Origin of the sequence: Chryseobacterium lacus (genome assembly GCF_003336205.1) — a bacterium.
GTDB lineage: Bacteria > Bacteroidota > Bacteroidia > Flavobacteriales > Weeksellaceae > Chryseobacterium_A > Chryseobacterium_A lacus.
This window is the reverse complement of the sequence record NZ_QPIE01000006.1, coordinates 209,186-233,538: the sequence shown is the minus strand read 5'-3', so window position 1 is coordinate 233,538 and position 24,353 is coordinate 209,186. Positions and strand designations below refer to the sequence as shown.

The following is a 24,353-nucleotide window of genomic DNA, read 5'->3' as shown; positions in this document are numbered from 1 at the left end:
TTCATAAATACCTTTTGCACAGCAGCCGAAGATATTGTTTTATGTTTTTTTAACACCTTTTTATCCGGTGTTTCCGGCAAATTTCGGAAGTTTTTTTCTATTTTAGCCAAAAATTTTGATGCAATGGCAAAAACAGTGGAGGACTTTAACAGAAGAAGGCTCAGATCCAGCAATATCACCGTCGTGGTCAGTATCGCTTTGGTTCTTTTTCTGGTTGGGCTTTCAGGATTAATCCTGATGAACGCCCAGAAGTATTCTGATTACCTCAAGGAACAGCTGGTAGTCAATGCCTATTTCGATCAGGATTATGACCCTAAAGATTCTTTAAAATTGGCACAGCGCGAGCAGGAAGCGGTGGAGAAAATCAGCAGTTTGGCGGCCGTAAAAAGAGCCACTTATATTTCACGGGAACAGGCTACGCAGGAAGCCAAAAAAAGCCTGGGAATCGAAACTGAAGCCTTGTTCGATGTGCATATTTTCCCGTCATCTGTGGAAATTGCACTGAAACCGGAGTTTGTGGATCCAACAAAAGTTGATGATGCCATTAAGCAAATTGCTGCTACACCGGGAATTGTAGATGTAAAAAATAATTCCGAATCTCAGCAGATCTATGAAAATCTTAATAAAATCCTGAAGTGGATTCTTTCCTTTTCCCTTCTTTTTTTGGTATTGGCCATTGTTCTCATCAATAATTCCATCAGGCTGAAGATTTTTTCAAAAAGATTTATTATTAAAACGATGCAGCTGGTAGGAGCCAAAAGAAGATTTATCCTGAAGCCTTTTATTATAGAAGCCATCATTCTCGGCATATTAGGCTCGTTGCTAGGACTGCTTGCGTTGTTTGGTGTGTGGTACTATTTTACTTCCACTATTCAAACTCCTTTTGTCCAGGATACACAACAATATATATGGCTGTTGCTTTTGGTTTTCGGAATCGGTATTCTGATCACCGTTACAAGTACTATTTTTGCTACCTGGAGGTTCCTGAGAAGCAATATTGATGATTTATATTATAACTAAAAATGGCAAAAAAAAATACTGCGTTTTCAGCAGAAAAGTTTGGGGCTTCAAAGTCTGATAATGTTTCGCAGAACCATCCGTTCTACTTCGGAAAAGAAAATTTCAAATGGATGTTGATCGGCCTGATTCTGATCATTGCCGGATTTATCCTGATGATGGGTGCAGATGCTAACACCGTGGACGGCGTTTACAATCCTGAAGTCTGGAACGAAGGCATTTTCTCTTTCCGCAGAATCCGGCTTGCTCCGTTGCTGGTGATTGCAGGATTCGCTGTTCAGGTGTACGCTATTTTGAAACGAAACAAAAAATAAACTTTTACAATTCAAAAAACCATCAGAACTCATGCTTCTTGATGGTTCTTTAATTTACTGCCATGGATTTAATCAAAGCCATTTTTATCGCTATTATAGAAGGCCTCACGGAATATCTTCCCGTTTCTTCTACCGCTCACATGATTTTCGCAAGTTCCATTTTTGGTATTCAGGAAGATGAATTTGTGAAAATGTTTCAGGTTTCCATTCAGTTTGGAGCTATTCTCGCCGTGGTTTTCCTGTATTGGAGAAAGTTTTTCGATCTTTCCAATATCAAATTCTATCTGAAACTGGCCGTGGCTGTGATACCCGCTTTAGGATTGGGCTATATTTTTGATGATAAAATAGAGGCGGTTCTGGGCGATCCGGTTCCCATTGCTGTTGTACTGATCTTAGGTGGAATTGTCCTGCTTTTTATTGACAAACTTTTTAAAGTCCATATTATTGACGACGAAAAAGATATTACCTATAAAAGTGCCATCATCATCGGGTTTTGGCAATGTCTTGCCATGATGCCGGGAACCAGCCGAAGTGCGGCTTCCATCATTGGAGGAATGCAGCAGAAACTTACCCGAAAAGCGGCTGCAGAATTTTCCTTTTTCTTGGCAGTGCCTACCATGCTTGCGGTGACTGTATATTCTGTTTTTTTGAAAAACTGGAATCATAAAGGAGTGGAACAGAAAGGCTACGAAATGCTGATGCAGGGCGATAATATGCTGATGTTTCTTGTGGGAAATATCGTCGCTTTTGTGGTGGCTGTCGTTGCTATTAAGTTTTTTATCGGCGTTCTTACCAAATACGGTTTCAAACCCTGGGGTTGGTACAGAATCGTGGTTGGGATTGTGTTGCTGATTTATTTTACACAGTTTAAATAATAGACATTGACGAGCGAAAAATTGCAAAACGGAACGGTATTGCTAGTGGACAAACCATTAGACTGGACTTCTTTTCAAACGGTGAATAAAATTAAATTTAAACTGAAAAGAGAATTTCCGGAACTTCCGAAAAAATTTAAAATTGGCCATGCCGGAACTTTGGATCCTCGCGCAACCGGTCTTCTGATTGTCTGCACCGGAAAAGCTACCAAGCAAATTCCTGAAATTCAGGAAGCACCAAAAGAATATTTTGCAGGCATTAAAATTGGCGTGCAGACAGAGTCCTACGATACCGAAAAACCCGAAATTCTGCATCAGGACTTCTCTCATATTGAAGAAGATTTTATTGTGAAAACTCTTGAAAATTTCGTGGGCGAGATTGATCAGTGCCCTCCCGTTTTTTCTGCTATCAAAATTGACGGGAAACGGGCTTACAACCTTGCGAGAGCGGGAGAAAGAATCGAAATGAAATCCCGAAAAACCACCATACATTATCTTCAGGATGTTAAAATTGATCTGCCTTTCGTTTATTTTACCGTAGGATGTTCGAAAGGAACTTACATCCGAAGTTTGGCGCATGATATCGGTGCCGCTTTGGGAGTTGGAGCGTATTTAACTAAACTGAGGAGAACTAAAATTGGAGACTTCTCCGTAGAACAGGCATCGTCTGATTATTTAAACAACGATTTTCGTTTTTCTGATCATGAATAAAATCCGCATCAATAAATATCTTTCCGAAGTGGGCTACTGTTCCAGAAGAGCAGCAGATAAACTTTTGGAAGAGGGAAAAATAACCGTCAACGGAAAAGTTCCTGAAATGGGAACCAAAGTTTCTGCCGAAGATGAAATTCTGGTGGACGGAAAATCAATTACAAAACCGGAAGAAGAAGAGCATGTTTACATTGCCTTTAACAAACCTGTGGGAATCGTTTGCACTACCGATACTCATCGGGAAAAAGATAATATCATCGATTTTATAGGATATCCCAAAAGAATTTTTCCGATTGGCCGATTGGATAAACCCAGCGAAGGGTTGATTCTCCTGACCTCAGACGGCGATATTGTAAACAAAATTCTTCGCTCCCGGAACAATCATGGAAAAGAATATCTGGTGCGGGTGGATCAACCGATTACACGTGAATTTTTACAGAAAATGCGTAACGGAATTCCGATTCTTAATACAGTGACCAAAAAATGTATCGTGGAAAAAGTGGATGCTCTGTCCTTCAGAATTGTGCTGACACAAGGACTCAACCGACAGATTCGCAGAATGTGCGAATATCTGGATTACAAGGTTTTGAAACTGAAACGCGTCAGGGTTTTAAATATTTACCTCGATATTCCTGTCGGGAAATGGCGTAATCTGACTTCGGAAGAATTGGCAGGATTGAAAGAACTTATCAAAGATTCCAGTAAAACAAGCAATTAATCCTTCAAATACATTCTCATTTTTCGTTCATATTCTGGCTTTGTTTTAATGAATTTCCAAATTTTCTTTTCGTCAGGATTTGAGATTCGGTAATAGATGATTTTATCCGCAGAATAACGGAAATAAGGATGGGTTTTCAACCAGCTTTCCGGCGCATCGGTCAGGGTATGTTTTTCCACAAGTGAGGGATTCAGTGGGCTTATAGAAGCCAGTTTTTCCGCTAAGCTGCGGTCGATATCAAACACTTCAAACACTTGGTTTTTATCCACAAAACCACCGAGTTTTTTTCTGAAGCCGATAAAACTTCCGGCTGCTTTTCCGTCGAAACCAAATTCCAAAAGTTGCTGATAGGTGAGTTCATTAATATCGGTTTTAGAAAAATTGGTGGCCGATGCTTTTGGAGAAATTTTGGGTGTCGCAACGGCAGTATTGTTCAAAGATTCGGTATTAAGAACGATAAAGGGTTTTAATTCTTCAAATTTTTCCGGGGAGATCACAAAACATTTCTGAATGTCCTCCAAGGTGCTGAATTTCCCTTTCAAATTTCTGTTTTTATAGTTGATAATCACAGCAGCTTGTTTTTCTGAAAATCCTAATGCTTTCCAGCCTTCCGCATCCAATTCGTTAGGATCGAAAATGGTGTGGCTTTTAGCGGATTCCTGTTTTATAATCCGTGTTTTCTCTGTAGCATTTTCAGGCTGATATTCAGGAAGAAGCAAATAAGGTGCGAGTGCTTTATACTGTTCATCGCCGATTACAAAACATTCTCTGAATTTTTCTTTGCTTATAAAACTTCCGCCCAGATAATTTTTATATTTCAGAATGGCTGCCGCCTGTTTCTCGCTGAAACCTACGTTTTCCCATTGCTGTTGTGTGTATTGATCCGGATTAAATTTTTCACTGATATTGATTTTGCTTTTGGCAGAAACAGGACTGTAAAATGGACGGTTTTGAGAATAGTTTGGGGAAGAAGCAGTTTCGGGAAGCAGAATGTAAGATTCCAGTTCAGCATATTTTTCATCCGAAACAGCGTAACATTTTTTAAACTGTTCTTTAGATACGAAAGTACCTCCTACCATATTTTTATATTTGAGAATAGTAGCCGTCTGTTTTTCTGAGAAACCCAATACCTGCCATTGTTCGGCATTCAGATCATTGGGATTGAACTTTGTGTACATTTGGGTTTTATCTGCTGAATTTTCAGGAAAATAAACCCCACTTTCCGGAATTTCCGGAGAAGGTTCCGGAGTTTTGGAAAGGAAAATAACCGCGCTTGCTGTCAAAACAGCCAGAATGATGAACCATAACTTACTTTTCAAGTCCATCAGAGGCAAAGTATTTTTCATTATGCATTATTTTCAAACAAAACTAATTGGTTCTCAAGAAAATAACATCAGGAAAAATCCCTTTTTTTATTCGGAAATATTTTATTATATTGGCGGTTCGGCTAAAGAATCTTTCAGTTTTTGCAGTTCGGCCTTCAGGAATTCCAGCCGGTCAATCATAGAAACAGTTTCCGATATCCTGCTGTTGGTGGTGAGCGAAATTCGGGCTCCATCTAAAGTATAGCCTTTTTCTTTCACCAAATGGTAAATAATTTTGAGATTTTTGATGTCTTCAGGAGTGAAATACCGGTTTCCTTTTTTATTCTTCTTCGGCCGCAAAATAGGAAATTCCTGCTCCCAATAGCGGATCAGAGAAGTATTTACGTCGAAAGCTTTGGCCACTTCACCAATAGAATAATATAATTTATCCGGCAGATTAATCTTCATACTGATGATTTTCAGCAAATGTAGGAAAAAATCAGAACTGGAAAAAATGGTACAATACCGCGGCTTACCGTGGTTTTTTGAAACAGTGAAGGCATAAACTTTTGTTCACCTTTTAAAAAAGTAGTAATTTTAATGCCTAAAATAACAGTTTGCAACAGAGTATTATGCATGCATAGTATATTTGTTTACCTTTACAAAAATCTAAACATACGTTAACACATGAAAATATTAGTTTGTATCAGTAGTGTTCCGGATACTACTTCCAAGATCAATTTTACAGCAGATCAATCTGCTTTCGATAAAAACGGTATTCAGTGGGTCATTAATCCATTGGATGAATTTGCTTTAACCAAAGCGATAAAATTACAGGCTACGGGTGCTACGGTTACCGTGCTGAATGTTGGCGGTCCTGAAACAGAACCCGTTATCAGAAAAGCGCTTGCCATTGGAGCCAATGATGCGGTTAGAATTAACACCGAACCCAAAGACAGTTATTCCGCAGCAAAAGAAATCGCGGAAGCAGCGCGCTCCGGAGGATATGATTTAATCCTTTGCGGAAAAGAAAGCATTGATTATAATGGCGGCGCAGTTCCGGGAATGGTAGCTCAGTTGTTAGACTGGCCTTTCGTGAATGCCACTGTAGGATTGGAAATTGATGGTTCCGAAGCGAAAGCAGTTCGGGAAATTGAAGGCGGAAAGGAAACCATTTCTGTCAAACTTCCTGCGGTAATTGCCGGACAGAAAGGATTGGTGGACGAAAAAGAACTAATTATCCCCAACATGAGAGGAATTATGACGGCCAGAACCAAACCACTCAATGTCATGGAAGCTGCTTCTATAGAAGTAAAAGTAGAACCTGTAACATTTGAAAGTGTTCCGACAAGAGCTGCTGTGAAAATGGTAGCGCCGGATCAACTGGACGAGTTGGTAAGATTGCTTCACGAAGAGGCAAAAGTGATCTAATTTTTCATTTTCAATTTTAAATTTACAAAAATGGCAGTATTCGTATACGCAGAAAATATTAACGGAATTTATAAAAAAGCAGCTTTTGAAGCGGTTTCTTATGCCAAAGCTATCGCCGACCAAAAAGGGGAAACGGTAACTGCGGTTTCTTTCAACCCTACAGATTCTTCAGAGCTTCTGTATAAATATGGCGCATCGCAGGTAATTCATGTAAAAGATGAAGGTCTTAAAAACTTCAGTGCGAAAGCTGTAGCAACTGCAATGGGAGAAGTGGCAGAAGGGAACATTATCATATTTCCTCATACTACAGATGCTTCTTCGGTAGCACCAATGTTGGCCGTAATGAAAGATTATGCTTTAATTACCAATGCCGTGGAAGCACCGGAAAGCACGTCGCCTTTTCAGGTGAAAAGAAGGGCTTTTTCAGGAAAAGGTTTCATGCATGCAAAAGCTAATGGAGAAAAAGTGATTGTCACGGTTTCGCAAAACGCTTTTGGAGCAAAGGAAAATCCGGTTTCTGGAACTGAAGAAATTAAAAATCTTTCGATAGCGAATGAAGATACCAAAGTGTTGTCTCATGAACAGTCTTCAGGAAAACTGGATTTGAAAGAAGCAGAAATCGTAGTCTCAGCAGGACGCGGAATGAAAGGCCCTGAAAACTGGGGAATGGTAGAAGAACTGGCAGAGGTTTTAGGCGCTGCGACAGCGTGTTCCAAACCGGTTTCAGACATTGGATGGCGTCCACACAGTGAACACGTGGGGCAAACCGGAAAAGCCATCGCTCCGAATCTGTACATTGCTATCGGGATTTCCGGAGCTATTCAGCATTTGGCCGGAGTGAATTCCTCCAAAACAATTGTAGTCATCAATAATGATGCAGAAGCACCCTTCTTTAAATCTGCTGATTACGGAGTGGTGGGAGATGCATTTCAAATTGTTCCGGAACTGACAAAAAAAATAAAAGCACTGAAGGGATAATTTTTAGTTATTCCGATTCAAAAGCCCGATTTTCGGGCTTTTTGTTTTCCTCAGAAATTATTTTCAATTTCGATTTACAAATATTAAATTTACTATATATTTGCCATTATGGATTATAAAGAACTCGTTATACGCGGAATTTCCTATAGTCAGACGCAGTCAGGAGCTTATGCCCTGCTGCTGGAACATGAAGAGACGAATGTGAAACTCCCCGTTGTTATTGGTAATTTCGAAGCACAATCTATTTCATTAGGACTGGAGAAAGACATTCATCCGCCGCGGCCGCTTACCCATGATCTTTTTACTCAGTTTATTACGGCCACTCATTACTCTATAGTTTCAGTGATTATTTACCAAATTATAGACGGCGTTTTCTTTTCTAATATCAATTTTCTGCATCAGGAAACCGGCGAAACGATGGTGATGGATGCCCGCACATCTGATGCTGTAGCAATGGCGGTGCGTTTTGATGCTCCTATTTATACGACTTCAGATGTGCTGAATGAAGCAGGTATTTTTCTCGAAATTGAAGAAAAAACGATAGAAGACGAAAATCTGGAACAGGAAATTTCAGAAGACAGCTTACAAGCGATGTCACTGGAAGATCTTCAAAAACTTCTGGAAGATGCCGTGAAAGAAGAAGATTTTGATACCGCAATGGAAATTCAGCAGGAAATCAAAAAAAGAAACAAAAAAATAGACTGAAAAGTACCTTATAACCTGAATAGCAAAACACCATGAATTTAAAATTACGACTTACCGTCCTAAGCTTCCTTCAGTTCTTTGTGTGGGGAGCGTGGCTCATTACCATAGGAGTTTATTGGTTTGGGAATAAACAGTGGAGTGGAGCCGAATTTGGAGCAGTATTCTCCACATTAGGTATAGCTTCCATCGTCATGCCGGCCTTGACGGGTATTATTGCCGATCGATGGGTGAATGCTGAAAAACTTTACGGTATTCTCCATATTCTGTATGGTGTTGTGCTGTTTTATCTTCCCCAAGTTACGGATCCCGGACAGTTCTTCTGGGTGATGTTGCTGGCCATGGTTTTCTATATGCCTACAATATCGCTTTCCAATTCCATTGCATATTATATTCTGAAAAATAATAATTATGATGTAGTAAAAGACTTTCCTCCCATTCGTGTTTGGGGGACTTTGGGATTTATTGCAGCGATGTGGGTTACCAACCTGACAGGAAATAAAGCTTCTGAAAATCAGTTTTATATTGCTGCTATTTTTGCTGTATTGCTGGGATTGTATGCGTTTACTTTGCCGAAATGCCCACCGCAGAATACGATTCCAAAGAACGCTACAATTTCCGAAAAACTTGGGCTCAATGCGTTTGCGTTATTCAAGGAATATAAAATGGCCGTGTTTTTTCTTTTTTCAATGTTTCTGGGAGCGGCATTGCAACTTACCAATATGTATGGTGACACTTTTCTTTCAGATTTTGAAAAAAATCCGCAGTATGAAGACAGTTTCGTCGTCCGGTATTCTACAATTATTATGTCTATCTCTCAGATTTCCGAAACCCTGTTCATTCTGGCCATACCCTTCTTTTTGAAACGTTTTGGTATTAAAAAAGTGATGCTTATTTCGATGGCAGCTTGGGTGATGCGTTTTACCTTTTTCGCTTATGGCACTCCCGAAGGATTGGGGCTTGTTCTCATTATTCTTTCGTGTATCGTATATGGAATGGCTTTCGATTTTTTCAATATTTCAGGATCGCTGTTTGTAGAAACCACCACGGACTATAAAATCAGATCTTCAGCTCAGGGATTATTTATGATGATGACCAACGGATTCGGTGCCGTGATCGGAAGTTTAGGGAGCGGCTGGATTATTTCAAAATATTTTGAGGATGCTGCCGGAGATAAAATGTGGCATGAGATCTGGCTGGTGTTTGCGTTGTATGCTCTCGTCGTTACTGTATTATTTGCAATCATGTTTAAACATAAACATCATCCTGAAGAAGTAGCAGAAGTGAGACACTAAATTATCGGAATTTCATCAAATAATATAAGCTGCAATCCTATCCGGAACGCAGCTTTTTGTTTATTTTTGCTAATAAACCTCAGTTGACATCTTCATTAAAATGATTACATTTGCATAGATCCCTATAATTATTTCACGTGAAAGTATCCCGCCTTGCCGCCAATTTGATTGGTTCAGAAATCATAAAAATAGGAAATGAAGTCAACGAGTTGAAAGCAAAAGGTGCAGAAATTGCCAACCTTACCATCGGTGACCTCAATTCAGAATTATATCCCATTCCTGAGCTTTTGAAAAAAGGCATTCAGGAATCGTATCAAAACAATCTTACCAATTATCCTCCTGCCAACGGACTCCTAAGCTTGCGGAAAGCCGTCTCGGAAGATTTGAAAAACCGTTGGAATCTCGATTATTCTGAAAACGAAATTTTGGTTTCAGGAGGCTCAAGGCCTTTAATTTATGCGGCTTACCGTACGATTGTGGATGAGGGCGACAAAGTAGTTTATCCCGTGCCTTCCTGGAACAATAATCATTATACCTATCTTACTTCCGGTGAAAAAATAGAAGTGGAAACTTCTGTAGATCATAATTTCCTGCCCACAGCTGCCGAACTGAAGCCTCATTTGGAAGGTGCCGTTTTGTTGGCATTATGCTCGCCGCTGAATCCGACCGGAACTATGTTTTCACAACAGCAACTTTCTGAAATCTGTGAACTCGTGTTGGAAGAAAACAGAAGACGTTCTCCGGAGGAAAAACCGCTGTACATTTTATACGATCAGATTTATGCAATGCTGACTTTTGATCAGGAACATTTCAATCCGGTTTCTCTGTTTCCGGAGCTGAGAGAATATACGGTTTTTATCGATGGAATTTCAAAATGCTTCGCCGCAACAGGGGTTCGCGTTGGATGGAGTTTTGGGCCGCCGGAAATTATACATCACATGAAATCACTTCTGGGACACGTCGGTGCCTGGGCTCCCAAGCCGGAGCAGGAATCGGTCGCTCAGTTTTTAAATAAAAGTCAGGAAGTGGATCTTTTCGTGAACGATTTTAAACAGAAAATAAAAGAAAGCTTGCAGACCCTTCACCTCGGAATTCAGGAAATGAAATCCAAGGGCTATAAAACCGAAAGTATACAACCAATGGGTGCTTTATATCTCACGATCGCTTTGAATTATATCGGAGCTGTGAAACCCGACGGACAGCAAATCAGCAATTCCTCAGATCTGGTTTTTTATCTGATTCAGGAAGCCGGAGTGGCTCTGGTTCCCTTTTCCGCTTTTGGAAACTCAGAAAATATGGCCTGGTTCAGGGCTTCTGCGGGTGGTCTCAGCAAGAGTGAAATACAGGATCTTTTCCCAAGATTAGAAAAAGCACTTTCCCAACTCGTATAAAATCTTCATTGATGATGAAAATTATTGCCGTCATTCCGGCCCGTTACGAAGCTTCCAGATTTCCGGGAAAACTGATGCAAAAGTTAGGGGAGAAAACCGTGATTTCCACAACCTACGAAAATGTAGTAAAAACGGGGCTTTTCAGTGATGTTTTTGTAGCTACAGATTCTGAAATTATTTTTAACGAAATCCAAAGCAACGGTGGAAAAGCAGTGATGACAGGCCAACATGAAACCGGCAGCGACAGAATCGCCGAAGCGGTGGAAAATATAAACTGCGACATTGTAGTAAATGTTCAAGGTGATGAACCTTTTCTTAAAACCGAACCATTGAAACAATTGATGGAGGTTTTTCAGCAAGATCTCAACAAAAAAATATCTTTGGCTTCTTTAAAAATAAAATTGCAGAATCAGGAAGATATTGAAAATCCGAATCATGTAAAAGTAATCACCGATCTCAATGGTTTTGCTCTTTATTTCAGCCGTTCCGTGATTCCGTATCATCGGGAAAAATCCATAGATGCAGAATATTTCCGTCATATCGGCGTTTATGCTTTCAGAAAGGAAGCACTTTTGAAATTTTCCCGGTTGCCGATGAGTCCTTTGGAGAAGCTGGAAAAAATAGAATGTATCCGATATCTGGAGAATGGCATGAAAATCAAAATGATAGAAACCGATTTTGTAGGTGTGGGTATTGATGTGCCGGAAGATCTGGAGAAAGCCCGGGCGATTCTGAATCAAAAATAAACTGCCCATTACTTCAAGAAAAATTAAATTTACCAAAGTTTAAAAACCATTTATGAAAAAAATACTCAGCATATTCATCCTCTTCATCTCATTGGGTTTCCAAGCGCAAACCGGCAAAGAAATTATTGAAAAAAACATTGAACTTTCCGGAGGGATTACCAACTGGAAACTCCTGAATACCGTCACCATCCACGGGAAAGTGATCCTCGGAATTAATGATGAATATCCGATCAAAATTTATCAGGCAAGGCCTAACCTTACCAAAACCGTGATGGTGGTTAATAAAAAAGAAACACCGATTGCCGGATATGACGGAAAAAGAGGATATGGAATGCACTACGCCAGCAACACGCTTCAGGAATATTCCGACTATATTGCTGAAAGTTTCGATAACGATTTTATTGATTTTGAAAATAAAGGTTTTGTCGCCAGTTATCTGGGAAAAGAAAAAGTCGGCAATTCACAGTGTCATAAAGTAGAACTGGTGAAGAATGTGAATAAGAATATTTATTATTTTGATACCCAGACGTATATGTTGATCAAGGAGGAGAAAAAAGACGAGACGTTGCTGTATACAGATTATAAAAAAGTGGGAAATCTTCTTTTTCCGTTTCGGATAGAAAGTTCAAATCCCGCAAAAGACAGTGAATTTGTGATAATGGTGAACAAAATAGAAACCAACAGAGCGCTTCCTGAAAATACATTTAAATTTAAATAAAATGAAAAAAGTACTGATATTTTTCCTTTCTGCTTTTGCTTTTTTACAAAGTTGTGGACAGAAAAGCGACCAGTCTAAAGCCAAAACAAAACAACTTATGGGAACAACAATTTATGATTACACAGTAGAAAGCCTGGACGGCGGCAAAATAAATTTCGCGGATTTCAAAGGCAAGAAAATTCTCATCGTCAATACGGCTTCCGAATGTGGTTTCACTTCACAGTACGAAGATCTCGAAAAATTACACCAGCAGTATCAAGACCAATTGGTCATTGTAGGTTTTCCGGCAAATAATTTTGGAGGACAGGAACCGGGAAGCAATGAAGAAATCGCAGCGTTCTGCCAGAAAAACTATGGCGTAACGTTTCCGATGGCAGCCAAAGTTTCCGTGAAAGGAGATGATACAGCTGATATTTTTAAATTTCTTACAGAAAAAGAACTGAATGGTGTCAAGAATACGTCTATTCTCTGGAATTTTACCAAGTTCTTATTAGATGAAAACGGAACGTTGATCGACAGTTTTGTAAGCACAACAAAACCGACTGATGAAGCGATAACGAAACATTTGGAGTAATTATAGAAAGGATTTTAATTGTGGACCAGCGAAAGAGCGAAGCTGCAAATGTTAAAAATTCCGGATCTATTTTTAAAACTTTAATTAATATTCAGTCTTCTGAAATTCGTAGCCAGAAACCGTGTGTAGCGCACGGATATGCTGAATGCCGTTGCTCAGGATGATTTCCTTCGCTCCTATTACAGAATTGTAACGGGCCACCTGCTCAAACGTTTTTTCATTCAGCGCAATATGAGGTGCCTTGCATTCTATTAAAATATGCGGTACGGTTTTTTGAGTAATTAAAAGGTCAATTCTTTTGGTAAGGCCGTTCAGAATCAGCTTTTTTTCCGAGATTAATGCCGAGGCGGAATAGCCTTCAGTGGTCATAAAATAATGAATCCAGTGCTGCCGTACCCACTCTTCAGGCGTCAGTAGAAGGTATGATTTCCGGGTGAGGTCATAGATAAATAACTTATCTTTGTCTTTTCTGAAATGAAAATTAAATTGTTCCCGGAAATTCAGTTTTGGCAGTTGCACGTACGATGAAAGATTTAGAATTATTGCTCAAAAATATTAAAAATAAGGAACTTCTCCCGATTTATTTTTTCCACGGAGAGGAACCCTATTTTATGGATGTTGCCGTAAAATGTCTGGAAAATGAAGTGTTGGAGGAAGATGAAAAAGCATTCGGGCAAACCATTGTTTACGGAAAAGATACTACGATGGCTGAAGTGATCGCTTCTGCGCAGCAGTTTCCGATGTTTGGAAATATCAACCTGATTATCGTAAAAGAAGCGCAGGATCTGAAATGGAATGAGGAAGATGTGAAAGTGCTCGAACATTACATCGAAAATCCTGTTCCTACTACAGTGTTGGTTTTTGCCCACAAGCATAAAAAACTGGACAGCCGGAAGAAAGTGTCGAAAATTCTGGATAAGAAGAGATTCCTTTTTCACAGCGAACCTGTGAAAGACTGGAGTCTGGCACAATGGATCAGCGGCGAATGCAAATCAAAAAATATAAAAACTGATCCTGAAATTCCCGTGTTGCTGGCTGAATATCTTGGAAACGATCTTTCCAGAATTGCCAATGAACTCCAGAAACTGAAAATTATTCTGAAAGACGGCGAAGTGCTAAACCACCAACTGGTGGAAACCCACATCGGTATCAGTAAAGATTTCAATGTTTTTGAATTGCAGAAAGCTCTGGGACAAAGAAATGCTGCAAAAGCGATGCACATTGCCCATTACATCGGCAAAAATCCGAAAAGCAACCCTTTTGTAATGATGATCGGAAATCTGTATAATTATTTTTCAAATCTGATTATTTATCACACCATGCCGGGACAAAACTCCTCAGTTATCGCCGGAGCAATGGGAGTTAATCCTTATTTTATAAAAGATTACGCCGAAGCAGCGCGAAACTATCCGCTGAAGCGCGCCACAAGAGTGATTTCTATTCTCCGCGAGATTGATCTGAAAAGTAAAGGACTGGGCGCAAACCAAACCGAAGACAGCGAACTGCTGAAAGAATTGGTATATAAAATCCTGAATGTAGATCAAGTGAAAGTGAAAGCGTGAGGATTGTTTTTATCAGAACTTTACTCAGCTGATTTTTCTTTTTCCTATTTCAAAAATTCTATATTTGTATAAAATTATTTCATGCTCGTAATAGGTATTGCAGGTGGCACCGGAAGCGGAAAAACTACGGTAGTAAATAAAATTCTTCAGCAGTTGAATACGGAAGGCGTCAATGTGCTTTCTCAGGATAATTATTATCATGACAATCAGCATCTTTCGTTGCAGGAAAGGGAAGTGCTGAATTATGACCATCCCAAATCCATCGATTTTGAACTCTTGATGAAGCATGTACGAATGCTGAAAAACGGAGAAAGTATCGAGCAGCCGGTGTACAGTTTTGTTACCCATTCCCGAACGGGTGATCATGTGATGGTAGAACCCCGGAACGTACTGATGGTAGAAGGAATTCTTGTACTCACTCACGCCGAACTTTTGAAGGAATATGACCTAAAAGTCTTCGTCCATGCCGACAGCGACGAACGGCTGATCCGGAGAATCAGAAGAGATACCCAGGAAAGGGGAAGAGATTTGAGTGAAGTGTTGCACCGCTACCAAACTACTTTGAAACCCATGCATCAGGAATTTATAGAACCTTCAAAAAACCATGCAGACCTGATTGTTCCCAATATGCGTCACAACAATGTGGCCATCGATTTCCTGACAACCGTCATCAATAATTCACTAAAAAAATCACCACATGAAAAATTTAATCAAGGATATTAAACCGGTGTCGCCAACGGTGAGATGGCTCAGAAAATATGTCATCAACAAATATGGAATAACCATCGTTGCATTTCTCGTGTGGATGACGCTTTTTGATCAGACTTCTTTTCTGGTCATCAATGGCATGAATCAGGAAATCAGCAAATACGAAGAGCAACTGGACTATTACAAAACTGAATATCAGAAAAATGACAGTTACTATAAAAAGCTGATGAACAATAAGGATGAAAAAGAAAAATTTGCGAGGGAAAATTATTTTATGAAAAAATATGATGAAGAAATTTTCATCCTTGTGGTGGACAGCAGTCGTTTGAAACCACGAAAGTAACTGAATCTGACAGAGTAAATTGCAATATTATGTTAAAAGAAACTTCAGTACAGGATTGGGAAAACCTGGTGAAAAAGCAACTGAAAACAGAAGATATCAATGCAGTTCTTTCTAGGCAAAATCTGGAAGGAATTGAAGTGAAACCCTATTACGGCGAACCTTCATACGTTTTGAAAAACCTTCCCAAAGTGGAAGAAAATACCCATCTCGTTGCGCTTTATCATGAAGAATATGAAGAAGAAGTGCGGGCTTTCCTGCTCAATCAAAATGTGGAAGGCCTGGAAGACAAAACCATTTTCATTAACAACAAAGACCTTGCAGAACACATTAGCCCTGAAGAAACAGACGAATATTTTTCGCTGATTGATGTTTTTGATGAAGACGCAGGATCGCTGGATGAACAATTGGCAAAAGAAATGCTGGCGAAAGATTTCCGCAGAAACCTCTGTATAGATGTGGCTCTTCATCAGAACGCTGGCGCCTCTATTGTTCAGCAACTGGGAATTGCTTTAGCCAAAACAAAAGAACTGACGGAAATTTTCGGTAAAGATATTCTCAGTAAAATTCTTTTTCGAGTGGCTGTAGGCGGGAATTATTTCTTTGAAATAGCTAAAATACGGGCGTTGAAACTTATTTTTCATGAGTTTTCCAAAGAATTTGATACCCAGCTCATTCCGTATATTTTTGCTGAAACCACTTTGCGGAATAAATCAAAACTGGATGAGGAAAACAACCTGATCCGCTCCACTCTGGAATTATCCGCAGCCATGATCGGTGGCGCCGATGCCGTCTTCAGCAATGATTATAAACTGGAAAACCAAACGTTGCTTTCGGAAGAAATTTCTTTCAAACAACAGATTGTCCTCGCTTATGAAAGCATTATCAATGTGTTTGACGATGCTGCCAACGGAAGTTATTTTGTAGAGGATATCACCCGACAGTTTGCAGAAAAATCATGGAAATATTTTCTTGAAATTGAGGAAAAGGGAGGCTATCTCACCATGCTGAAATCCGGGGAAATTCAGAAACACATTTTTCAACACGCGGTTGCTGAACAAAACTGGGTGGAAGAGGGAAAAATAAAACTGACGGGAATCAATCTGTATCCGCAACGTGAAAAAACCAAATCTGTTGAAGAAATGTATTCCGGCAATACAATAAAGCCTGTTCGCCTGGCAGAAATGTTTGAATGAAAAAAGAGTTTAACAAAGATATTCATGCTTTTATCAATGCAAATCTGAAAACGGATTTGCATTCTTTGTTATTGAAAAAATCACCGTTTCCGGAAGTTTCCATGCAGGAAATCGTACAGCAGATTAAGGGAAGAAAGGTTGCGGAAAAGAAATTTCCGTTCTTTTTAAAAGAAGGAATCGTTTTTCCGCCCGGACTTAATATGGAACAGTCGTCATCGCAATCCACCGCCATCTACAAAGCGAAAAATCTCCACGGAAAAACCTTTCTTGATCTCACTTCCGGTTTTGGAATTGACGCTTTTTTCATGTCAGAAAATTTTGAAGAAGTAACGTTGGTCGAAGAAAATTCTGAACTTTTAAAAATTGTGCAGCACAATTGGGAAGTATTGGGGAAATCAGCCACTTTTATTTCAAAAAACGCACTGGATTTTTTACAGGAAAATACGCAAATATATGATGTGGTTTATCTGGATCCCGCCCGCAGAGATGCACAGAGAAATAAGGTTTTTCTTCTGGAAGATCTGTCGCCAAATCTCTTGGAAATTCAGGATATTCTACGGAAATCAGCTCGGGAAATCATCATCAAACTATCTCCGTTGATTGATGTATCGTATCTCCTTTCTGTGTTGAAAGAGGTGTACCGTATTGAAATCATCGCCGTTAAAAACGAAGTGAAAGAAGTGGTGGTATATATTCATCCGGACAGTAAACCTGAGAAGGTGAGTTGTTCCTGTGTGAATCTCGAAACAGAAGAACCGGTTTTTGAATTTGACTGGAATCAGGAAAGTGAAGCTCAGGCAGCATATTCTGTTCCGCTTTCATTTTTATATCTTCCCAATAATACCGTTTTGAAATCCGGTGCTTTTCATCTGATTGCGGAACCGTTCGGATTGAAAAAACTGCATCCCAACACCCATCTTTATACTTCTGACAGACCAATAAATGATTTTCCCGGAAGAGTCTTGGAAGTAGAGACTGTAGACGCGAGAGCCATTAAAAAGAAGGAACAGTTTAATATTATTTCTAAAAACCATCCGCTAAAACCGGAGGAAATCAGGAAAAAATTTCAGCTGAAAGACGGCGGTTTCCGTTATCTTATTTTTACCCGGTCGCTGCAAGGGAAACATATTTTAAAATCAAAATAAAAGTTTTGTGCAACCCCGCAATATTTCTTATTTTTGGGGAATTTTAGAGACCAAGTCTTCTTGAAACATTAGAAATAAAGATTATGAAAAAATTAGGATTAGGAATAGCCATCGCAACTTTGGCCATCAGTTGTAAGAAAGTAACAGAAGGAGGTAACCAGGGTGTCCTGAGAATGCAGGGCGGAATAGACCGTTACGACAATACAGAAACGCGCGGAACAGCAACGCCGGAAGAAGTGGCAATGCCTGCAACGACAGACTCTGTAGCCGGTGCAACTGCAGTAGAAATGAGGCCGGATTCACTGAAGCAGACTCCTTAAAACTTATTTTTTTGAGAATATTCATGATCAAATAATACCATTTTGCCTTGCTTATGCAGGGCATTTTTTTTATTTTTACCGGAACAGTAAATGAGTACTGATCCAATTTCTAATCAAATTAATATTTATAAAAATGCAGGAAACTTTGAATTACATTCAGGAGAACAAACAACGATATATTGATGAGCTTTTTGAATTGCTGAAAATCGCTTCCATCAGTGCAGATCCAGCCTACAAAAACGAAGTGCTGAAGTGTGCAGAAATGTGCGCTCAACACCTGAAAAACGCCGGAGCAGATGCGGTGGAAGTCTGCCAGACCAAAGGTTATCCTATTGTGTACGGCGAGAAAATACTGGACAAAAATCTGCCCACTGTTCTCGTGTACGGACATTACGATGTGCAACCGCCGGATCCGCTGGAATTGTGGAAAAAACCGCCATTCGAACCTTATATCGAGAAAACGGAAATTCATCCTGACGGTGCGATATTTGCCCGCGGATCGGCCGATGACAAAGGCCAGTTCTTCATGCATATCAAAGCTTTTGAAGCCATGATGAAAACCAATACGCTGCCGTGCAACGTGAAATTTATTATTGAAGGCGAAGAGGAAGTAGGCTCGGTAAGTCTGGGCGATTTTGTGAATGAAAACAAAGAAAAACTGTCCTGCGATTGTATTCTCATTTCAGATACCGGTTTATATTCTAAGGATCAGCCAACCGTAACTACCGGTTTGCGCGGCCTCAGTTATATGGAAGTGGAAGTGGAAGGCCCGGGAAGAGATCTGCATTCCGGCCTGTACGGTGGCGCGGTTCCGAATCCGATTCATGTGCTGTCCAGAATGATTGCACAGTTGATTGATGAAAACGGACGCATTGCCATCGATGGTTTTTACGATAATGTTTTAGAACTTTCTGCCGAAGAAAGAGCGGAAATGGCCAAACTGAAAGACGATCAGGAAGAATTTAAAAAATCTATCAGCCTGAAAGGAGTGGAAGGAGAAGAAGGATTTACAACGTTGGAAAGAACCTCCATTCGCCCGACACTCGACTGCAACGGAATTTGGGGTGGTTACACCGGCGAAGGAGCCAAAACCGTGATTCCATCCAAAGCATTTGCTAAAATATCCATGAGATTGGTGCCTTATCAAACTCCGGACGAAATTACCGAAAAGTTCACGAAATATTTCGAGAAAATAGCACCCGATAATGTAAAAATAAAAGTAACACCGCACCATGGCGGAATGCCGTACGTATTGCCGAGCGATACCAAAGAATTCGTAGCGGCTAAAAAAGCGATGGAAACCGCCTTCGGAAAGGAAGTGCTGCCATACAGAAGCGGTGGAAGCATTCCTATCACCGCCATGTTCGAGCAGGTGTTGGGAGCCAAATCTGTACTGATGGGCTTCGGATTGGATTCTGATGCCATCCACTCCCCGAATGAACATTACGGGCTTTTCAATTTCTACAAAGGAATAGAAAGCATCCCGTTATTTTTTGAGAATTATGCGAAGATGTAAATATCATCAATATAGAGTCCCGGTTTAAGTCCGGGTTTTTTGTAAGAGATTCATAATATTTTATAAAAATTTTTCTTGCAGAAATAGAAAGGATCTGCTATCTTTACCGCATCATTTAAAAATTTAAATATTATGAAAAACAACTTACTTTTTTGTATGGCATTAGCTTGTTGCTCTTCTTTTGTACAAGCACAATTGTTAGAATCTGACAATTATGAATCATATACCTTGGGATCTATTGCAACTGCTACAAATGGAACTACTGTAGGTCAAGGCGGAATGTATTTGTATAACGGCGCAGCAACTGATTATCAGATTGTAGCTGGGGATGCAACTCATGGTAAGTATCTGCAGGTTATAACGGGCTCTGATGGAACAGCTGCTTCAAGCCGTTACGTGTTCAAAACCGATAATATAGATACTGGATGGGCAAACAGGACAGCTGGTAATAATATTATTAAAGGATCTTTTGATTTATACACTGGAACATCAACTAATAAGCATAATTCGGGAATGTCTATCTTTGGAGCGACTGCAGGTATAGTTGGGATCAGGTATAATTCTCAGACAAAAACAATAACAGGATTGGCTAATATACTTCCAACGGGTGGAACTGCAGATTTTTATATAATAACAGGTTTAACACCAGATACTTTTCCTGCAAATACATGGATAAAACTTGGATTTAGCTATAATAAAACTACAGGAGCAATTACTTATAGTATAAATGGAGTTAGTCAAACGTTAACAGTTACTGGTGCAGGCCCTGTATCGGGATTGGATCCTGAGGAACTTGATGTATATAGTAATCCTACTCGCTTAAATGCTACTGATCCCGTTAATGTAGGACCTACAACATTTGGTATAGACAACTATAGAGTAGAGGCTTCGGACAACTCAACGCTAGCGACGACTGATGTAATTGTTAAGAATACTGAAAGTCTTATTGCTATTGGACCTAATCCAACTGTAGATTATTTAAATATTCTCACTGCTCAAAAGATCAATAAAGTAGAAGTTCATGATTTGGGAGGTAGAAAAATGAATGTATTTGTTGAAGGTAATAGAATTAACGTAGAAAGATTATCTGCTGGATCGTACCTAATTACTATTCATACTAATAAAGGAATAACCTCTGAAATATTTATTAAGAAATAATCTCATTTAAAAGGAAACTTTTGAAACCGCCTCACACCGAGGCGGTTTTTTTATGGCCTGTTTTTAAACATTGACACTTACCAAGCAAATATACTTTTCTATAATTCCGATCATATTCACCTGAAAATGAGCCAAAAAAAATCTGCCTGTTGTTTTCAGGCAGAGGTAAAATAAATAATCCCAATCAGGAGGAATGTCCTTTTTTCAATTCGTCCCGGATTTCCATCAGTAGAACATCTGTAGAAGAAGGCGGAGCGGGGGTGGCTGCTTCTTCCGGTGCGGTTCGGGTGAGTCTGTTGGCTCCTTTAATCAGCCAGAACAACACCATTGCAATACACAGAAATGAAATCGTTGCAGACAGAAAACTCCCGTATTTCACACCGTTCCAGCTAAGGTCTGCGATTTTGTCTGCATTTACGGCACTCAAAGCAGGATTCAGAAGGAGAGGTGTAATCACATCTTCTACAAGCGATGTCACAATCTGCCCGAAAGCTGCACCAATAATTACCCCCACAGCGAGGTCCATCACATTGCCCTTGAAGGCAAACTGTTTAAATTCCTGAATAATTCCCATAATAAAATATTTAATTTATGATGGAATAAAAGTAAATAAAATATCAGAGAAAATTATAAAATAATAACCCGGATTGCAGTCCGGGTTATCTCATTATATAATGTCTAACATAAATCGTCGGTTATTTCTTTCCGAATAATCCGCCACCCATTCCTGGCATATTCGGCATTCCTTTGCCCATCATCTGCATGAGCTGTTTTCCTTGTGGGCCCTGCATTACTTTCATCATTTTTCCCATTTGGTCAAACTGTTTCATCAGCTGGTTTACATCTTCTATCTTTCTTCCGGCACCTCTGGCGATTCTGTTTTTGCGCTGGGTATTGATAATGGAAGGTTTACGGCGTTCCTCGGGAGTCATAGAATGGATGATGGCTTCGATATGTTTAAAAGAATCATCGCTGATTTCCACATCTTTTATCGCTTTTCCTACACCTGGAATCATGCCCATCAAATCTTTCATATTTCCCATTTTTTTGATCTGATGAATCTGCTTCAGAAAATCATCGAACCCGAATTCATTTTTGGCAATTTTCCTGTGAAGTTTTTTAGCTTCTTCTTCATCAAACTGTTCCTGAGCTCTTTCTACGAGGGAAACAACGTCACCCATTCCCAAAATTCTATCGGCCATCCTTTCGGGATAGAAAAGATCCAGTGCCTCCATTTTTTCGCCGGTAGAAATGAATTTAATCGGTTTTTCCACCACGGAACGAATCGTTAAAGCCGCTCCACCACGAGTATCTCCATCTAATTTGGTAAGGACCACACCATCGAAATTCAAAGCTTCGTTAAAAGCTTTTGCTGTATTCACTGCATCCTGGCCGGTCATGGAATCGACTACAAAAAGGGTTTCGTGAGGTTTGATGAAATAATGCACCGATTTGATTTCGTTCATCATTTGCTCATCAATCGCCAAACGGCCGGCGGTATCCACGATCACAACGTCGTGATGGTTGTCTTTTGCGAATTTTACGGCATTTTCTGCAATCAGAGAAGGATTTACCGAACCTTCTTCGGTATACACAGGTACATTAATCTGTCCGCCTAATACTTTTAGCTGTTCAATAGCTGCAGGACGATAAACGTCGCATGCTACCAATAAGGGTTTTTTACTTCTTTTCTGTTTTAAATAATTGGCCAGTTTTCCGGAAAAAGTTGTTTTACCCGATCCCTGAAGCCCAGCAATTAAAATAACGGTTGGTTTCCCGGAAAGGTTGATGCCTTCCTGAGTTCCGCCCATCAGCTCGGCCAGTTCATCGTGAACGATCTTGGTCATCAATTGACCCGGAGTCAGGCTGGTGAGTACATTTTGCCCTAAAGCTTTGTCCTGAACTCTTTTCGTCAGATCTTTCGCAACTTTATAATTAACGTCGGCATCTACGAGTGCGCGGCGAATTTCTTTGACGGTTTCCGCTACGTTGATCTCCGTGATCTTTCCGCGTCCTGCAATATTCTGTAAAGCCTTGTCTAATTTATCCTGTAAACTGTTGAACATATTGTTGTTTTAATATAAGTAAAGGTGTGCAAAAATAAGGATTTTATGTAATTATTAAAAATTGTATTTTGCAGCATGGATTTTACAGCAATTTTAGGGGTGATTTTCCTACTGATTTTGGCAAATATTGGTGTTTTTTTCATTTTCAGAAAGGTATGGATGAACACTCCGAATGCGGGCATGAAGTTTCTATTTGTTAATATTCTGAAAGATATTGCCTGGCTCATTATAAGTTTGCAATGGCTGGAGAAAACAACGCAACATTTTCTGTTTTTAATTTTTACTTTTTTAACAGCATCTTTTATTCTTTATTATAAGGTGATTCGTCTGTTGAATGAAAGATAATCCTGACTGATAAAAATCAATTTTGTGCTGCATATAAAATTAAATAAAAGAACTATATTTGCACACCGATAAAATTAAATCATGATTCAGAGAATTTACTCTTTATTTTTTGTGTTTTTATTTGTGGTATTCAGTTCTTCAGCCTTCGCAGCGAGCAGTACTGATGCGGCATCAGACGAAAAGGAATTCAATGCAGTTGAGATGATTATGCACCACATTGGTGATGCTAACGAATGGCATCTTTTCACATTGAATGAGGGCACTCCTGATGAAAAGCATGTTTCTATTCCTTTGCCGGTGATTGTTAAAGATCCCTCAGGATGGCATTTCTTCATGTCGAGTGATGTTGCACACGGGGAAATTGTGAACGGATATACTATAGATCACGGTATTATCAAAAATACCGAAGGTTTACATAAAGCTTCTTTATTCAATCTTATCGGAGGAAATCATACTTCCGACAATTCCTTTTTTGATTTTTCTATTACGAAAAATGTATTTTCGATGTTTCTGTCAGTAATTTTCATGCTGTTTATTTTTATCAGTATGGCCAAAAATTACAGAACGAATGCAGTTCCGAAAGGTGCAGGAAAACTGCTGGAGCCTTTGGTGCTTTTTATCAGAGACGAAGTGGCGATCCCGAATATCGGAGCCAAATACCAGAAATATCTTCCTTATTTGCTTACTGTATTTTTCTTTGTATGGCTGAACAACCTTTTCGGTCTGATTCCTTTCTTTCCGGGAAGTGCGAACCTTACAGGAAACATTGCAGTAACGGCAGCGTTGGCTATTATTACTTTAATCATCACTTTGTTCAGCGCGAACAAAAGTTTCTGGAAGCATATTTTCATGCCGCCGGTTCCTGCTGCGCTTTACCCTATTATGGTGCCCATTGAAATTATTGGAATTTTCACCAAGCCTTTTGCGCTGATGATGCGTCTCTTTGCCAACGTAACGGCGGGACACATTATGATTCTGGCCATTATTTCCCTGATCTTCATTTTCAAAAATGCAGCATTAGGATTGGCAGCAGTTCCTTTGGCTTTGTTTGTATTTCTTCTGGAACTTTTGGTAGCAGCACTTCAGGCATTTATTTTCACAGTACTTTCCGCATTGTATATCGGAATGGCAGTGGAAGATCATGATCACGATCATGCACATAATGACCACGACAGTGCAGGAAAAGATACCATTGTCGCTTAATTAAAATTTAAAAAATATAA

28 protein-coding genes are annotated in these 24,353 nt (G+C 39.6%); 23 read left to right on the top strand and 5 right to left on the bottom strand.

Annotated features, from left to right (window positions below; all coding sequences use genetic code 11):
• Positions 1–123 precede the first annotated feature (123 nt).
• The 5 genes from DQ356_RS09555 (at position 124) to rluF (ending at position 3,635) form a co-directional block, all read left to right on the top strand.
• Positions 124–1,020, top strand: coding sequence for a cell division protein FtsX (locus DQ356_RS09555; RefSeq protein ID WP_114304257.1), 897 nt, complete (start codon positions 124–126; stop codon positions 1,018–1,020).
• 2 nt (positions 1,021–1,022) lie between these two features.
• Positions 1,023–1,331: a DUF3098 domain-containing protein gene (locus tag DQ356_RS09550; RefSeq protein WP_114304256.1), complete on the top strand. Its 309-nt coding sequence runs from the start codon at positions 1,023–1,025 to the stop codon at positions 1,329–1,331.
• 62 nt (positions 1,332–1,393) lie between these two features.
• Positions 1,394–2,206 (top strand): undecaprenyl-diphosphate phosphatase, encoded by an 813-nt coding sequence (locus tag DQ356_RS09545; RefSeq protein WP_114304255.1) that lies wholly within the window; start codon positions 1,394–1,396, stop codon positions 2,204–2,206.
• Between the two features lie 6 nt (positions 2,207–2,212).
• The gene (gene truB / locus DQ356_RS09540) at positions 2,213–2,917 is read left to right on the top strand and encodes a tRNA pseudouridine(55) synthase TruB (protein ID WP_114304254.1); all 705 of its coding nucleotides are present in this window, start codon (positions 2,213–2,215) and stop codon (positions 2,915–2,917) included.
• A complete protein-coding gene (rluF, locus tag DQ356_RS09535) occupies positions 2,910–3,635 on the top strand; it encodes a 23S rRNA pseudouridine(2604) synthase RluF (protein ID WP_114304253.1) in 726 nt (241 codons plus the stop codon). Before truB ends, rluF begins: the two co-directional genes overlap by 8 nt.
• On the opposite strand, the gene DQ356_RS09530 is transcribed toward rluF, so the two are convergent.
• Positions 3,632–4,981 (bottom strand): helix-hairpin-helix domain-containing protein, encoded by a 1,350-nt coding sequence (locus tag DQ356_RS09530; RefSeq protein ID WP_228420707.1) that lies wholly within the window; start codon positions 4,979–4,981, stop codon positions 3,632–3,634. The two genes, rluF and DQ356_RS09530, sit on opposite strands and share 4 nt — an antisense overlap.
• 84 nt (positions 4,982–5,065) lie before the next feature.
• Positions 5,066–5,407 carry a MerR family transcriptional regulator gene (locus DQ356_RS09525; RefSeq protein WP_114304252.1) on the bottom strand — a complete coding sequence of 114 codons (342 nt, stop codon included), beginning with the start codon at positions 5,405–5,407 and terminating at the stop codon, positions 5,066–5,068.
• Between the two features lie 219 nt (positions 5,408–5,626).
• Here DQ356_RS09525 and DQ356_RS09520 point away from each other — a divergent pair, with 219 nt between their 5' ends.
• The 8 genes from DQ356_RS09520 to DQ356_RS09485 all read left to right on the top strand — a co-directional run bounded on the left by DQ356_RS09520 (position 5,627) and on the right by DQ356_RS09485 (position 12,774).
• The gene (locus DQ356_RS09520; protein ID WP_114304251.1) at positions 5,627–6,370 is read left to right on the top strand and encodes an electron transfer flavoprotein subunit beta/FixA family protein; all 744 of its coding nucleotides are present in this window, start codon (positions 5,627–5,629) and stop codon (positions 6,368–6,370) included.
• Between the two features lie 30 nt (positions 6,371–6,400).
• On the top strand, positions 6,401–7,348 hold the full coding sequence (locus DQ356_RS09515; protein ID WP_114304250.1) for an electron transfer flavoprotein subunit alpha/FixB family protein: 948 nt from the start codon (positions 6,401–6,403) through the stop codon (positions 7,346–7,348).
• A gap of 108 nt (positions 7,349–7,456) precedes the next feature.
• Positions 7,457–8,053, top strand: coding sequence for a bifunctional nuclease family protein (locus DQ356_RS09510; protein WP_114304249.1), 597 nt, complete (start codon positions 7,457–7,459; stop codon positions 8,051–8,053).
• Positions 8,054–8,085: 32 nt separating this feature from the next.
• Entirely contained in the window at positions 8,086–9,345 is a 1,260-nt protein-coding gene (locus tag DQ356_RS09505) for a nucleoside permease (RefSeq protein ID WP_114304248.1), read from the top strand.
• Between the two features lie 137 nt (positions 9,346–9,482).
• On the top strand, positions 9,483–10,736 hold the full coding sequence (locus DQ356_RS09500) for a pyridoxal phosphate-dependent aminotransferase (RefSeq protein ID WP_114304247.1): 1,254 nt from the start codon (positions 9,483–9,485) through the stop codon (positions 10,734–10,736).
• A 14-nt stretch (positions 10,737–10,750) separates the two neighbouring features.
• On the top strand, positions 10,751–11,482 hold the full coding sequence (gene kdsB / locus DQ356_RS09495) for a 3-deoxy-manno-octulosonate cytidylyltransferase (protein WP_185123780.1): 732 nt from the start codon (positions 10,751–10,753) through the stop codon (positions 11,480–11,482).
• A 52-nt stretch (positions 11,483–11,534) separates the two neighbouring features.
• The gene (locus DQ356_RS09490; RefSeq protein ID WP_114304245.1) at positions 11,535–12,200 is read left to right on the top strand and encodes a LolA-like protein; all 666 of its coding nucleotides are present in this window, start codon (positions 11,535–11,537) and stop codon (positions 12,198–12,200) included.
• 1 nt (position 12,201) lies between these two features.
• The gene (locus DQ356_RS09485) at positions 12,202–12,774 is read left to right on the top strand and encodes a glutathione peroxidase (RefSeq protein WP_114304244.1); all 573 of its coding nucleotides are present in this window, start codon (positions 12,202–12,204) and stop codon (positions 12,772–12,774) included.
• 84 nt (positions 12,775–12,858) lie between these two features.
• Here the strand turns inward: DQ356_RS09485 and DQ356_RS09480 are convergent, their stop codons facing one another.
• Entirely contained in the window at positions 12,859–13,293 is a 435-nt protein-coding gene (locus DQ356_RS09480) for a type I restriction enzyme HsdR N-terminal domain-containing protein (RefSeq protein WP_114304243.1), read from the bottom strand.
• Positions 13,294–13,298: 5 nt separating this feature from the next.
• On the opposite strand from DQ356_RS09480, the gene holA reads away from it, so the two are divergent.
• From holA to DQ356_RS09440, 8 genes are all read left to right on the top strand, one after another.
• On the top strand, positions 13,299–14,336 hold the full coding sequence (gene holA / locus DQ356_RS09475) for a DNA polymerase III subunit delta (protein ID WP_114304242.1): 1,038 nt from the start codon (positions 13,299–13,301) through the stop codon (positions 14,334–14,336).
• An 81-nt stretch (positions 14,337–14,417) separates the two neighbouring features.
• On the top strand, positions 14,418–15,059 hold the full coding sequence (udk, locus tag DQ356_RS09470) for a uridine kinase (protein WP_114304241.1): 642 nt from the start codon (positions 14,418–14,420) through the stop codon (positions 15,057–15,059).
• Positions 15,034–15,387, top strand: coding sequence for an FtsB family cell division protein (locus tag DQ356_RS09465; RefSeq protein ID WP_114304240.1), 354 nt, complete (start codon positions 15,034–15,036; stop codon positions 15,385–15,387). The genes udk and DQ356_RS09465 overlap by 26 nt, the downstream gene beginning before the upstream one ends.
• Positions 15,388–15,416: 29 nt before the next feature.
• Positions 15,417–16,580: a methylmalonyl-CoA mutase family protein gene (locus tag DQ356_RS09460; protein ID WP_114304239.1), complete on the top strand. Its 1,164-nt coding sequence runs from the start codon at positions 15,417–15,419 to the stop codon at positions 16,578–16,580.
• Positions 16,577–17,725 (top strand): class I SAM-dependent methyltransferase, encoded by a 1,149-nt coding sequence (locus DQ356_RS09455; RefSeq protein WP_114304238.1) that lies wholly within the window; start codon positions 16,577–16,579, stop codon positions 17,723–17,725. Before DQ356_RS09460 ends, DQ356_RS09455 begins: the two co-directional genes overlap by 4 nt.
• Positions 17,726–17,808: 83 nt before the next feature.
• A complete protein-coding gene (locus tag DQ356_RS09450) occupies positions 17,809–18,045 on the top strand; it encodes a hypothetical protein (protein ID WP_114304237.1) in 237 nt (78 codons plus the stop codon).
• A 133-nt stretch (positions 18,046–18,178) separates the two neighbouring features.
• On the top strand, positions 18,179–19,561 hold the full coding sequence (locus tag DQ356_RS09445; protein ID WP_114304236.1) for a dipeptidase: 1,383 nt from the start codon (positions 18,179–18,181) through the stop codon (positions 19,559–19,561).
• A gap of 132 nt (positions 19,562–19,693) precedes the next feature.
• On the top strand, positions 19,694–20,719 hold the full coding sequence (locus tag DQ356_RS09440; RefSeq protein ID WP_114304235.1) for a T9SS type A sorting domain-containing protein: 1,026 nt from the start codon (positions 19,694–19,696) through the stop codon (positions 20,717–20,719).
• 184 nt (positions 20,720–20,903) lie between these two features.
• On the opposite strand, the gene mscL is transcribed toward DQ356_RS09440, so the two are convergent.
• A complete protein-coding gene (gene mscL / locus DQ356_RS09435; protein WP_114304234.1) occupies positions 20,904–21,293 on the bottom strand; it encodes a large conductance mechanosensitive channel protein MscL in 390 nt (129 codons plus the stop codon).
• Between the two features lie 121 nt (positions 21,294–21,414).
• Positions 21,415–22,785 carry a signal recognition particle protein gene (gene ffh, locus DQ356_RS09430; RefSeq protein ID WP_114304233.1) on the bottom strand — a complete coding sequence of 457 codons (1,371 nt, stop codon included), beginning with the start codon at positions 22,783–22,785 and terminating at the stop codon, positions 21,415–21,417.
• Between the two features lie 75 nt (positions 22,786–22,860).
• Between ffh and DQ356_RS09425 the strand changes: the two genes are divergently transcribed.
• Together DQ356_RS09425 and atpB are read left to right on the top strand one after the other, a co-directional pair.
• Positions 22,861–23,130 (top strand): hypothetical protein, encoded by a 270-nt coding sequence (locus DQ356_RS09425; RefSeq protein ID WP_114304232.1) that lies wholly within the window; start codon positions 22,861–22,863, stop codon positions 23,128–23,130.
• A gap of 81 nt (positions 23,131–23,211) precedes the next feature.
• Positions 23,212–24,333: a F0F1 ATP synthase subunit A gene (gene atpB, locus DQ356_RS09420; protein ID WP_114304231.1), complete on the top strand. Its 1,122-nt coding sequence runs from the start codon at positions 23,212–23,214 to the stop codon at positions 24,331–24,333.
• Positions 24,334–24,353 lie beyond the last annotated feature (20 nt).